Annotated in this window: 11 protein-coding genes and 1 other RNA gene; 6 read left to right on the top strand and 6 right to left on the bottom strand. The window is 35.1% G+C overall.

All coding sequences use genetic code 11. The annotated features are described in order from the left end of the window. The first annotated feature begins 106 nt into the window (after positions 1–106). Together ACJRPK_RS08255 and ACJRPK_RS08250 are read left to right on the top strand one after the other, a co-directional pair. Positions 107–2,059: an OmpA family protein gene (locus ACJRPK_RS08255; protein ID WP_407139463.1), complete on the top strand. Its 1,953-nt coding sequence runs from the start codon at positions 107–109 to the stop codon at positions 2,057–2,059. Between the two features lie 111 nt (positions 2,060–2,170). Then, positions 2,171–2,827 carry a TrmH family RNA methyltransferase gene (locus tag ACJRPK_RS08250; protein ID WP_407139462.1) on the top strand — a complete coding sequence of 219 codons (657 nt, stop codon included), beginning with the start codon at positions 2,171–2,173 and terminating at the stop codon, positions 2,825–2,827. Positions 2,828–2,846: 19 nt separating this feature from the next. Here ACJRPK_RS08250 and ACJRPK_RS08245 read toward each other — a convergent pair whose 3' ends face one another. The 3 genes from ACJRPK_RS08245 to ACJRPK_RS08235 form a co-directional block, all read right to left on the bottom strand. Continuing rightward, positions 2,847–3,611 (bottom strand): carboxypeptidase-like regulatory domain-containing protein, encoded by a 765-nt coding sequence (locus tag ACJRPK_RS08245; RefSeq protein WP_407139461.1) that lies wholly within the window; start codon positions 3,609–3,611, stop codon positions 2,847–2,849. A 101-nt stretch (positions 3,612–3,712) separates the two neighbouring features. Further along, positions 3,713–5,482 carry a DEAD/DEAH box helicase gene (locus ACJRPK_RS08240; RefSeq protein WP_407139460.1) on the bottom strand — a complete coding sequence of 590 codons (1,770 nt, stop codon included), beginning with the start codon at positions 5,480–5,482 and terminating at the stop codon, positions 3,713–3,715. Between the two features lie 114 nt (positions 5,483–5,596). After that, entirely contained in the window at positions 5,597–6,643 is a 1,047-nt protein-coding gene (locus tag ACJRPK_RS08235) for a glutaminyl-peptide cyclotransferase (protein ID WP_407139459.1), read from the bottom strand. Between the two features lie 87 nt (positions 6,644–6,730). Between ACJRPK_RS08235 and ffs the strand changes: the two genes are divergently transcribed. From ffs to fsa, 3 genes are all read left to right on the top strand, one after another. Then, an RNA gene (gene ffs / locus ACJRPK_RS08230) (signal recognition particle sRNA small type) lies at positions 6,731–6,829 on the top strand. A gap of 98 nt (positions 6,830–6,927) precedes the next feature. Further along, positions 6,928–7,749 (top strand): SDR family oxidoreductase, encoded by an 822-nt coding sequence (locus ACJRPK_RS08225; protein WP_407139458.1) that lies wholly within the window; start codon positions 6,928–6,930, stop codon positions 7,747–7,749. A 76-nt stretch (positions 7,750–7,825) separates the two neighbouring features. Continuing rightward, positions 7,826–8,479 (top strand): fructose-6-phosphate aldolase, encoded by a 654-nt coding sequence (gene fsa / locus ACJRPK_RS08220; RefSeq protein ID WP_148783762.1) that lies wholly within the window; start codon positions 7,826–7,828, stop codon positions 8,477–8,479. Between the two features lie 60 nt (positions 8,480–8,539). Here fsa and ACJRPK_RS08215 read toward each other — a convergent pair whose 3' ends face one another. Next, positions 8,540–9,949: a hypothetical protein gene (locus ACJRPK_RS08215; protein ID WP_407139456.1), complete on the bottom strand. Its 1,410-nt coding sequence runs from the start codon at positions 9,947–9,949 to the stop codon at positions 8,540–8,542. Positions 9,950–10,146: 197 nt separating this feature from the next. Here ACJRPK_RS08215 and ACJRPK_RS08210 point away from each other — a divergent pair, with 197 nt between their 5' ends. Continuing rightward, the gene (locus ACJRPK_RS08210) at positions 10,147–11,778 is read left to right on the top strand and encodes an ABC-F family ATP-binding cassette domain-containing protein (protein WP_407139455.1); all 1,632 of its coding nucleotides are present in this window, start codon (positions 10,147–10,149) and stop codon (positions 11,776–11,778) included. Between the two features lie 68 nt (positions 11,779–11,846). Here the strand turns inward: ACJRPK_RS08210 and ACJRPK_RS08205 are convergent, their stop codons facing one another. Together ACJRPK_RS08205 and ACJRPK_RS08200 are read right to left on the bottom strand one after the other, a co-directional pair. Beyond that, entirely contained in the window at positions 11,847–12,059 is a 213-nt protein-coding gene (locus ACJRPK_RS08205; RefSeq protein WP_148783759.1) for a hypothetical protein, read from the bottom strand. A gap of 3 nt (positions 12,060–12,062) precedes the next feature. Next, entirely contained in the window at positions 12,063–12,287 is a 225-nt protein-coding gene (locus ACJRPK_RS08200) for a putative signal transducing protein (protein WP_407139454.1), read from the bottom strand. Positions 12,288–12,289: the final 2 nt, after the last annotated feature.

The following is a 12,289-nucleotide window of genomic DNA, read 5'->3' as shown; positions in this document are numbered from 1 at the left end:
ATGGGAGTTATGAGGTGTTTTTACGCTTTGAACTCTTTAGAAAATATAACAGAATGTTAACCCCTCGTTTCTTTTAAGAAACAAAATACGATTAATACAAATCAGTATGTTTAGAATACTACAAATCACCATTTTATTAGCGGCTATTTTAATTAGTTCAACAGCACAATCACAGGAACGTGACCTAAGACGAGCCAAAAAGCAATATGAAAAGTATGAGTATATTGATGCTCAAAAAACGTATTTACAGGTTGTAGAAAAAGGTTATAAAAGCGCTGATCTTTATAAGAATTTAGGAAATAGCTACTATTTCAATAGCCAGTTTGAAGAAGCATTACAATGGTATGAAGCATTGATTACTACCTATCCTGATGATGTTGAAGCAGAATATTATTTTAGATATGCACAAACACTAAAAACTGCCGCGCGTTATGACGAATCAAACCAAAATATGGAGAAGTTCTCAGCGCTAAATGTAGATGATCAAAGGGCACAATTATTTTCTGAAACGCCTGATTATTTAAAAAGAATAGAATTTCAATCGGGACGCTATGATATCAAAAATGTAGCTATCAATTCTCCTTTTTCGGATTTTGGAGCTGCTTTTAAAGATGATACTTTTGTTTTTAGCTCTTCCAGAGATACTTCGATGATTAAAAAATCAATTCATCAGTGGAACAATGAAAGTTTTTTGGATTTGCATAAAGCTTCGTATGATAAGGAAACGGGAACGTTATCTAAAGTTAGTAAGTTTAGTGGAAGTTTAAATACTAAATTTCACGAGTCTACCGCAGTATTTACAAAAGATGGGAATACCATCTATTTCACTCGAAATAATTATAATAATAACACCTATGGTGAAGATAAGGAAGGTACAAATCGCTTAAAAATTTATAGAGCTTACAAAACTGCGCAGGGCTGGAGTACACCAGAAAGTTTGCCGTTTAATGACGAAACTTATTCTGTTGCTCACCCTTCTTTGAACGAAGATGAAAACCTTCTATATTTTTCTTCTGATATGCCAGGGGGACAGGGATTATCTGATTTGTATGTAGTTGCAATCAATGAGGATGGAAGTTTTGGAACTCCTGAAAATTTAGGAACACCCATTAATACAGAAGGGAAAGAGACATTTCCTTTTATTAGTTCTGAAAATGATTTATATTTTTCTTCAAATGGACACTTAGGGTTAGGAGGTCTTGATGTATTTGTTGTAAGTCTGAATCAAGAAGAAGGAAAAAAACAAGAAGTTGTCAATATAGGAAAACCTGTTAATAGTGTGAGAGATGACTTTTGTTTTAATGTGAATGAAACAAACAAGGCCGGTTTCTTCTCGTCCAACCGCTTAGGGGGTAAAGGGAATGATGATATCTACTCATTTATACAATTAGAAGATTTAAAAGATTTCTGTGAAACCACCTTGACCGGAGTAATTACTGATAAGGATACAGGAGAAATGTTATCAGGTGCGCAGGTGTCTATTTTAAATACGAACAATGAGGTAGTTTATAGTGTCTCTGTTGGAGAGGATGCTACGTATTCGTATGTAGCCGATTGTGAGCAAGAATTTTTTGTTCGTGCGGAGATGGATGCTTATGTAACTGCCGAAGAGCTTATACGCACGCCTAATGAAACTCAAAATCAACAAGTTTCAATTGCGTTAGAGCAAAAAGTGAAATCCGCAGATATTGGGGATGATTTAGCAAAAGTTTTATCGCTTAATCCGATCTACTTTGATTTTGATAAAGCAGTGATTCGATCTGATGCCGAAGTAGAATTAGCAAGGGTGATTGAAGTAATGAATGAATACCCTCAAATGCAAATAGAAGTTAGATCACATACAGATAGCAGAGGATACGATCGATATAATATGAAGTTGTCAGAACGTAGAGCTAAAGCAACAATTCAGTATATGATTGATAAAGGCATTGGAGCTGACAGATTATCAAGTAAAGGCTTTGGAGAGGAAAATCCTGTAAATGACTGTAAAGACAATACGAAATGTACAGGAAAAGAACATGCACTTAATCGACGAAGTGAATTCATAATTATGAATTAGATCTATTCCGCATAGAAACTAAACTTAAAAAAGCATCATTAGTGATGCTTTTTTAAGTTTTATACATCATAGAATTGATTTATAATCTTGAATTTTTACTTTTGCGTTGTGATGGATAAAGAACTTTTAGAGTATTTAGAAACCTTTCTAACTCCGCGGAGAAGAACCCTTAATCAACAGGTTTTAGGAGAGCGTACAAATCATTTTGCTGTGGCCGTGGAGGATGTGTATCAGTTGCACAATACAAGTGCGGTTATGAGGAGTTGTGACATTTTCGGAATTCAAAATATTCATGTTATCGAAGAGATCAACGCAAAACGTATCGACCGAGAGATTGCAATGGGTGCGCAAAAATGGGTGGATATCAATCGCTATAACACAACCAGTGATTGTATTAAGTCTTTAAAATCCAAAGGTTATCAAATTGTTGCTACTTCACCGCATAATGATGCAATTACCCTGAACGATTTTGATGTTACAGTGCCAAGTGTGTTCTTTTTTGGACAAGAACAAAAAGGGTTGAGTGATTTGGTCATGAAGGAAGCTGATCAAACACTGCATATACCAATGTATGGATTTACCGAAAGCCTAAATATTTCAGTATCGGCTGCGATCGTATTACAACAATTGACACAAAAGCTTCGTCAAAGTAATGTGAAATGGCAATTGACTGAAGAAGAAATGCTTCAAAAAAGAATGGATTGGGTAAAGAAAATATTAAAGAAACATGAATTGCTTACTGAGCGCTTTTTAGAAAGCAAAAAATAAAAATAATTAGACAAAACTATTATTTTCTGTTAAGAGCTTTGTACTCTTCGTAGCATTCGCTAATAGCATCCAAAATTTGGAGATCATTTGCAAATTTTATAAAATCTGACGAATAATTACAATTTCTTAAAATCTCATCAATGTCCAGACGCTCTATCTGAAGTAAGGCCATTAGTGTCGCACGATCAAATTTAGTTTCGAGTAAATTACGTATTTCGTCATCTTTCTTCATCTTACGCAACTTTTTGAGTTCATAAGATCGTTTGCTAAACATATTATATAGAAAATCGGCAGGGTTAAAAATAGCGCCCAACACTTGATTAACAGCACCTGGTTGTCTGCTACCGCCTTCGTATCCGGAATTAAGTCCGGAAATGCTATATCTGTAATTATTATAAATGGGAATATTTTTGGCGTCTATTTCCAGATAACCGGTTAGTTGAACTTCAGAAACAGTAACTTCTTCTAACGCAATGCCAAGCTCTGTCATTTTTATTTTGACTTGCCCGAATTTGATCCAGTCATTGGTAACTCTAACTTTGAGAGGTTTGTAACCAATATAAGAAAAGTATAAAGTGTCATTTACCTTTGCAGAAATAGTAAATTCACCATCAGGGTTTGTAATAGTACCAACTACTTCGCTAAGATTAACAATATGAACATTTTCGAGTTCTGTATCATTAGCAGCATTAAGAACTTTTCCACTAACGACATTTTCTTTCAAATCTTGGCTATATACCGAGAGTGTGAAAATAAATAGACTAAAAAATAAAATTTTTCTCAAAAGAGTTCTATTAAAATTAATGTATAAGTCTGGCGTAAACTTAATCAGTACTTCAAAAGTAATACCAAAATCTTGCCAAACTTATACTATAAATTTATTTATTAATTACGGTCGCTTCGTTTTCTGCGATCTCTTCTTCCTCCCCCGCTTTCACGACTACTGCCAGAACCTGAAGAATTTCTTTTACCTCTTGGTTTAAAATCATCACTTCTTCGTTTTCCTTTAAAGCCTCCGCGGTTGCGATCAGAACGACCTCTGCTTCCGCCACGGCCTCTACCAGAATCTTTGGATATCTCAACATTGACACTTCTTCCTTCCAGTTTAAAATTCTCAAAAGCTGCTACAACTGCATCTTGCTGTTCTGAACTGGTGTTGAAGAATGAAAAACTTTCTTTTACATCCACACGGCTTACGGCATCTCTACCTAAATCAAGCGTATCTTTTAAGAAATCCTTTAAGGTCATCCAGTCAAAACCATCTTTTTCTCCAATATTGATAAAGTAACGGGTACTTCCTTCGCTATCAGAACCTCTATCACGACCATCGCTTACGGCATTAAGATCTTTAGCTTTTTTGTAATAATTGTGGAAACGGGAAAACTCTACAGAAAAGAATTTTTTGATAAGTTCTTCTTTTGAAAAACTTTCTAATACTTCGTGAATTGAAGGCAGATACGTATCAATTTCATGATTGATCTCAGCTTTAGCAATATCATTAGCTAAGTGAAACAACTGCACTTGGCAAATTTCTTCACCACTAGGTATTTCTTTTTTCTCGAATGTTTTATTGATAATACGTTCGATGGATTTTATTTTTCTTGTCTCACTCTTAGAAACAATTACCATCGAAACTCCACTTTTTCCTGCTCTTCCTGTTCTACCACTTCGATGCGTGTAGGTTTCAATCTCATCAGGGAGTTGGTAATTAATAACGTGAGTGATATCATCTACATCGATACCTCTTGCAGCGACATCTGTTGCAACAAGCATTTGAATTTGACGATTTCTAAAGCTTTTCATCACCAAATCACGCTGATTCTGACTCAAGTCACCATGCAAAGCTGCAGCATTGTAGCCATCTTCGATAAGATTTTCAGCCACCTTTTGCGTATCTCGTTTTGTTCTACAGAAAATTACAGAAAAGATATCCGGATTCGCATCTGCTAATCGTTTAAGTGCTGCATAGCGATCTCTGGAATTTACTGTGTAGTATTCATGCGATACATTTTTTGAGCCGGTATTTTTATGACCTACTGTGATCTCTACAGGGTTGTTCATAAAACGTTTGGCGATGGTAGATACCTCTTTTGGCATAGTAGCCGAGAATAACCAAGTGCTTTTTTGATCCGGAGTATGGGATAGAATTGCTGTGATATCTTCAAAGAAGCCCATATTAAGCATTTCATCAGCTTCATCCAAAATACAATAATCGATATTAGAGATGTCTACCATCTTACGATTAATCATGTCTTGCATACGGCCCGGTGTAGCAACTATAATCTGCGCACCTCTTTTTATTTGCTTGGCCTGATCGGTGATACTCGCACCACCATAAATTGCTACAGTATTTAAACCTGGGACAAACTTGGAATAATTCTTAAGTTCGTTAGTTATTTGTAAACATAGTTCACGAGTAGGAGATAGGATTAATCCTTGTGTTACTCTGCTTTCGTGATTTATTTTTTCGATAAGAGGAAATCCAAATGCTGCTGTTTTACCGGTACCTGTTTGCGCTAATGCAACGATATCCGTTTCCTCATTAAGTAAAATTGGTATTGCTTTTTCTTGTACTTCGCTAGGGGTTTCAAATCCCATTTCATTGATTGCTTTGATAATAGCTTCACCAAGTCCTAACGCTTCAAATTTGTTCATATATTAAAAATAAGCGGCAAAGGTACGTTTTATTATCTGTCTATTATAATAAGAAATCATATATTATAAAGGAGTTATGAAAAAAAGATCTCATAAAATAAATATTCAACTATATTATTTAAGTACTTTAATTTCAAATAGTTTGTCCCAGTTTTTGCCTGTAACAAATATTTGTTTTGTGCTTTTTTGATAAGCGATACCGTTCAATACATCCAGATCAGGATGATCAGTTAAACGATTTCTTAATTTACTAAAATCAATTACACCTTCTAACGCTCCGTTTTTTGGATTAATAATAGCTATGCCATCTTTTTGCCACGTATTCGCATAGATCTTTCCATCAATCCATTCCAGCTCATTAAATTTTGTTTTAACTCCTTTATTGGTAGTAACCTGTATAAAACCTTCTTCAGCCAGCGTATCCGGATTTAGAATCCATATTTTTTCCGTGCCATCGCTCTTGTAAATTTTTCTACCATCATTACATAGACCCCATCCTTCTTTACTTTGATTGTAGGCAAATGTTCCTTCTTCTTCTAAAGTTTCAAGGTTATAGATGAATCCCTGTTTTGCCAGCCATGTTAATTGATAAATTTTATCTTTAAATATGGTAAGACCTTCAGCAAAATACTTGTCCTTTAGGATATGTTTATCCACGACTTTTCCTGTCTTATAATCAACTTTACGCAAAGTGGAAAAACCTTTTCTGCCTGTACTTTCATACAAGGTTTCTCCGTCAAACTCTAGTCCTTGAGTAAATGCCTTGATATCATGAGGGTATTCTGCCACGACATTGTAGCTATAAAGTGAGGGAGATTGATTATTTAAAAATAATAACTTCTTAGATACGATCTGAGAAGTACCTTCATAAAAAACTTTTGCATGCAAGGTATGGTTTCCTAATAATTCATCATCCAGAAGTTCCCGGTAGGTATTTCCTTTTTTATAATGCTGCTCATCATTTAAAAAATAATAAACTGAATCTATTTTTTTATTTTCCGGGTTACTAATTGAAGCTTTTATAGTCTCTGATAGTCGAAATTTCCTCTGATTTTCTTCTGTTTTAATAGAAAAATACTTTTTTTTCTTATCCAAATTACTTCCGCAGGAAAGTAAAAACATTCCTAAAATTATGGTGATTAATGGATTACGATAATTCATCGGGTTAAATTATTTTAAAGCAAGATATTTATTTTAATTGGGTTTAAAAAATGGTTGGAATATTTATGAAAGATTGTATCTTTGCAGCGGCAAGTCCTACACAACCAGCTCCTGTTGAATCCTCCAGGGCGGGAACGCAGCAAAGGTAAATGGTCGTAGCGGTGTGATGTAGGTAGCTTGCCTTTTTTTGTGCCTTAAATTTACTGAAAAAAGGCACGTCTTCAATAGTATAATCCTTTCTTTTTCTTTCTTTACTTTTATATTTCATACTGTATCTTTGCTTTATGAAAAATAACGAACTTGATAAAGTTGTGCTGATTACCGGGGGTTCTTCGGGCATTGGTAAATCTATAGGCATCTATCTTACAAATAAGGGGTATCGGGTATATGGAACGAGTCGCAATCCTGATAAGTATGCTAATTTTACAGATTTTCAGTTAATCACGCTAGATGTTGCAGATAGTAACAGTATTCAGGCTGCTGTACAAACGATAGTTGATAAAGAAGGTCGACTTGATGTATTGATTAACAATGCCGGTGCTGGAATTACAGGACCTTTAGAAGAAATTCCTGAAGAAGAGATTCTTAAGAATTTTACAACAAACTATTTTGGTCCTGTAAATGTAATCAAAGCTGTATTACCAACTATGAGGAAGCAGCAAAAAGGTTTCATAATTAATATAACTTCTATTGCCGGCTACATGGGACTTCCATTTCGTGGCGTTTATAGTGCGTCCAAGGCAGCGTTAGAAATTACTGCTGAAGCTTGGCGTATGGAGTTGAAGCCCTTCAATATTAAAATGAGTAATGTCGCTCCGGGAGATTTTGCAACTAATATCGCAGCTGGAAGATATCATGCTCCGGTAAAAGAAAATTCACCGTATAGAACCACATATAATAACACATTGAATCTCATGGACGCTCATGTGGATGAAGGACAAGATCCGGAAATAATGGCAAGAGCAGTTGCAAGGATTCTTGAGGATGATACCCCTAAAGTGCGGTATAAAATAGGTGCATTTATGCAACGATTTTCTGTACTGCTTCATGGAATTCTACCTAGTAAAATGTATGAGAAACTCTTGATGAATCATTATAAATTATAGAACGATAAACAGGGGATCAGCGAAATAAATTTTATCTTCGCACGATCTTAATAATTACAAACCAAAACACAACAACATGAAATTTTTCATTGATACAGCTAATCTTGATCAAATTAAAGAAGCGCAAGATTTAGGAGTTCTTGACGGAGTAACGACTAATCCATCCTTAATGGCCAAAGAAGGTATTACAGGAGAAGAGAATATTATTGCACATTATAAGAAAATATGTGATATCGTAACAGGTGATGTAAGTGCAGAAGTTATTGCTACCGATTTTGAGGGAATGATTAAAGAAGGAGAAGCATTGGCTAAGTTACACGAGCGAATCGTTGTAAAAGTGCCAATGATCAAAGAAGGAGTAAAGGCAATTAAATATTTTAGCGATAAGGGGATACGTACCAACTGTACCTTAGTGTTTTCCGCAGGACAGGCGCTTCTAGCTGCAAAGGCGGGCGCTACGTATGTGTCACCATTTATTGGACGATTAGACGACATCTCAACAGATGGTTTGAATCTTATCGCCGAAATTCGCCTTATCTATGATAATTATGGTTTCCAAACAGAGATATTGGCTGCATCAGTAAGACATACGATGCATGTTATCGATTGTGCTAAAATTGGAGCTGATGTAATGACAGGTCCATTATCATCCATCGAAGGATTGTTAAAACATCCATTAACGGATATTGGTTTAGCAAAATTTCTTGAAGATTATAAAAAAGGGAATTAAAAACGAATTTTCAAAATACCAAAAAAAATACCGCTTGAAACTTTTCAAGCGGTATTTTTTTTAATTAGTGTTACTTATCATTTCATGATAAAGGTATAATCGTTTTTCGAAAGAAGGAGAAAATAAATCGTTGGTAGTATTAATGATTTTACCATCTTGATTAACTAAAATAACCTTGTTTTTATCATAAATTACAAGCTCTTCAGAAGAGCATTTGGGGTGCTTGAACTCGTATTCCCTTTTAGGGTTGTAGTCATGACGTTTGATTGCTCGTAACCAACTTTTGGTTTGTTGCTCATCCGTATTAATTCCTATAAAATCAATTTTAGGATATCGATCTGTTAACTGTGTAGCTCTTTGATGAGCACTAACATAATGTTTTTGATCTTCTAAGGACCAAAAGAACAAGGCGGTAATAGGTTTTTCAAAGACTGAGGATAGCTTAATCAGATCCCCATTAGAGCTAATAAGATCTTGATTGGGAATGATATTGTTTGGTTTTAATTTTGATGTGGCTTTTCTTAAACGATTCAGTTCTTCTGTAAACAAATTGTTCGAACTTTTTCCTGTATACGACTCTAAGACTTTTTTTGAAGCGATAGTATCTTCATTACCTAATAAAAATTCGCTCGTTATACCACGCAGTAAATTGTTTTTGATGTACTCATTGGTTATCAAACTATCCACTAAGTTAAGTTCATAAAGCGTGACACCAACAGGATCTGTACGGTATGACTTTCCTTTTGTGTAATTCGTATAAGAAGAGTTTGTGATGTAATGATTTAAAAATCTATTATAAGAGTACAAACGCTTTAAATCTTTGTCATTAAAATTAACTTTTCCACGATATGTAAAAAATGATTGAGGGAGTTTGTTGATGTTTGAAATGTCGGTTACTCCGTAATGGCTATAAGAATACATCTCATGGCGTGAATAGAAATCATATTGATAACTAGCTTTCAATATTTTTTTTGCCAGAGGACTCAACTTGATTTTTGTATTGAGCTGATTGAACCTCTTTTTTCTTCTGTTTAGCAGCACATTTTGTTTTTCTTGAAAAGCTTCTGGTTCAAGTTTAAATCCTCTTCTGATTAAATCATCTCGCTCTCTTTCATTAAGCAGAAACATTTCAATTAAAAAAGTATTTTTTTCAGCTCCAACTCCTGTAAAAGCAAGGGATTCATCCAATTCCATCGTATTGAGTCTGAAATAGAGACTATCACCTTTTTCTAAAAGCACAATTTGATTTTCTGGAGCATGCCGGAAGGAGTAAACTCCTGCTTCAAAATCTTTAATTTTATGCAAAAACCTATTATTTTGGTCAAGGTAAATCGTGTCAGATAGTTTGTTTTCTTTGGATAAGATAACAAAATTAGAATTTGGGTTTACGATTTCGCCACCGAGATAAGTGTCAGCTCTATTCGAATAACCGTAGTCATCACAAGAATAGAAAAAACAGGGTATACTCAATATAAAAGCGAATCGCTTTATAAATTTAATATGCATTTGGGAAAAATTACCTTACTTTCTGACTAGCCAAAAATAAAAGGAATGGCGCTCTAGTTTTGTTAATTTATAGTTAATTAAATTTTTAAAGTTATAAAGTTTCTAGGTTTGCGGCTATTTTTCTACTTTTGCGGCAAATTAAAATCTATCTAAATTTTCATATGCTTTCAGTTTCAAATCTTTCGGTTCAATTTGGCAAACGTATTCTTTTTGATGAAGTTAACACAGCTTTTACACAAGGAAATTGCTACGGAATTATCGGTGCAAATGGCGCAGGGAAATCCACATTTCTCAAAATTTTATCGGGGACCATGGAGCCTACCTCAGGTCATGTTCATTTAGAGCCGGGCAAACGTATGTCTGTTTTAGAGCAAAATCACTATGCTTATGACGAGCATAATGTTTTGGAAACTGTGATCATGGGGAATAAGCCACTCTTTAAAATTAAAAAGGAGATGGATGAAATCTATGCTAAACCTGATTTCAACGATGCAGATGGAGAACGTGTAGGAGTTTTGCAGGTTGAGTTTGAAGAGATGAATGGATGGAATGCAGATAGTAATGCTGCCGCAATGTTGTCAAATCTAGGGATCAAAGAGGATTTGCATTATACGCTGATGGCAGATCTTGATACCAAACAGCGTGTGCGTGTTTTGTTAGCACAAGCGCTTTTTGGATCTCCTGATGTATTGATTATGGATGAGCCTACCAATGACCTGGATTACGAAACGATTACTTGGTTAGAGAATTTTCTGGCAAACTATGATAATACGGTGATAGTCGTTTCTCACGATAGACACTTTTTGGATGCTGTATGTACTCATATATCTGATATCGACTTTGGTAAGATTAACCATTTTAGCGGTAACTACACCTTCTGGTACGAATCCTCTCAGTTAGCGATGAGACAAAGAACGCAGCAAAATAAGAAGGCGGAAGAAAAGAAAAAGGAATTACAGGAGTTTATTGCTCGTTTTAGCGCCAATGTTGCCAAGTCAAAGCAGGCGACCTCTCGTAAGAAAATGATTGATAAACTTAATATTGAGGATATAAAACCCTCGAGTCGACGGTATCCTGCGATCATTTTTGAGCGAGACCGTGAGGCGGGAGATCAAATATTGAATGTTACCGGATTGAAAGCGAGTTCTGAAGGAGATGTGCTTTTTAGTAATATTGATATCAATTTGGCGAAAGGAGATAAGGTTGTGGTTTTTTCTAAGGATTCACGAGCTACAACAGCTTTTTATCAAATTCTCAATGGTAAACAAAAAGCAGATGCGGGAGAATACGCTTGGGGAATTACGACCTCACAATCGTATTTACCAGCTGATAATAGTGAGTATTTTCAGAGTGATTTGTCCCTCGTTGATTGGCTACGACAATATGCTACAACCGAAGAGGAGCGTGAAGAAGTTTTTATACGAGGATTTCTTGGAAAAATGATTTTTAGCGGAGAAGAAGCGCTTAAAAAATGTAATGTATTGTCCGGTGGTGAAAAGGTACGTTGTATGTTATCAAAAATGATGATGGTGAGAGCTAACGTTTTAATGCTTGATGAGCCTACAAACCACTTGGATCTTGAATCCATCACTGCATTTAATAATTCGTTGACAAACTTTAAAGGAACCATCCTTTTTACAACGCATGATCATGAGTTCGCGCAAACAGTAGGTAATCGAATTATTGAACTTACTCCAAATGGGGTAATTGACAGATATGCTACATTTGATGAATATATGAGCGATCCAAAGGTTAAAGAACTACGTGATAAGATGTACGCAGTAAGTGTATAACAATTTTATATAGTATACAAAAATCCCGCTTTATGCGGGATTTTTTTTACATCTTATGTTGAGATAAACTAAATTCTAGAAGAATTTTTGAAGTATCTGAAAATTAAATAAGCTCCGTATAGTATAAAGGCCAGCGTGAATATGGACCTGAAACTCCAGTCCTCTTCTGTTTGTAAACGCGTATAGAGTCTAAATGATCCAAACAACACTAAAGCTATACCGATTAATAAATCCCAGGTTTTACGTTTAGGTGTCGGACTATGGTGTTCGTTATTATTCATGAACTATTTATTTTGGTTGATTAGAGTCATTGCTTTGGTTACATCTTCTTTTTCTACAAATAACTGAATGTGATCAGGAATACCTCCTCCAAAACCAGCCATCATACCCGATTTCATGTCATCTCTGGTAATTGAATTAATTCCGTTATCCTGAAGAATTGTTTGTAAAAATTGTATTGTGATCAAACTGCCGGTGTAGACCCGCTCATAATTGCTATCTGGAAACATAT

The organism is Aquimarina sp. 2-A2 (assembly GCF_045505135.1).
GTDB lineage: Bacteria > Bacteroidota > Bacteroidia > Flavobacteriales > Flavobacteriaceae > Aquimarina > Aquimarina intermedia.
The sequence above is the reverse complement of the archived record's forward strand: the minus strand, read 5'-3'. Positions and strand labels throughout refer to the sequence as shown.

What these genes read in the sequence shown, in the direction of transcription:
- ACJRPK_RS08225 (WP_407139458.1), top strand. Translation starts at nt 6,928, where the DNA reads ATGAAAAATAACGAACTTGATAAAGTTGTGCTGATTACCGGGGGTTCT.
- ACJRPK_RS08240 (WP_407139460.1), bottom strand. Translation starts at nt 5,482, where the DNA reads ATGAACAAATTTGAAGCGTTAGGACTTGGTGAAGCTATTATCAAAGCA.
- ACJRPK_RS08255 (WP_407139463.1), top strand. Translation starts at nt 107, where the DNA reads ATGTTTAGAATACTACAAATCACCATTTTATTAGCGGCTATTTTAATT.
- ACJRPK_RS08250 (WP_407139462.1), top strand. Translation starts at nt 2,171, where the DNA reads ATGGATAAAGAACTTTTAGAGTATTTAGAAACCTTTCTAACTCCGCGG.
- ACJRPK_RS08210 (WP_407139455.1), top strand. Translation starts at nt 10,147, where the DNA reads ATGCTTTCAGTTTCAAATCTTTCGGTTCAATTTGGCAAACGTATTCTT.
- ACJRPK_RS08235 (WP_407139459.1), bottom strand. Translation starts at nt 6,643, where the DNA reads ATGAATTATCGTAATCCATTAATCACCATAATTTTAGGAATGTTTTTA.
- ACJRPK_RS08200 (WP_407139454.1), bottom strand. Translation starts at nt 12,287, where the DNA reads ATGTTTCCAGATAGCAATTATGAGCGGGTCTACACCGGCAGTTTGATC.
- ACJRPK_RS08205 (WP_148783759.1), bottom strand. Translation starts at nt 12,059, where the DNA reads ATGAATAATAACGAACACCATAGTCCGACACCTAAACGTAAAACCTGG.
- fsa (WP_148783762.1), top strand. Translation starts at nt 7,826, where the DNA reads ATGAAATTTTTCATTGATACAGCTAATCTTGATCAAATTAAAGAAGCG.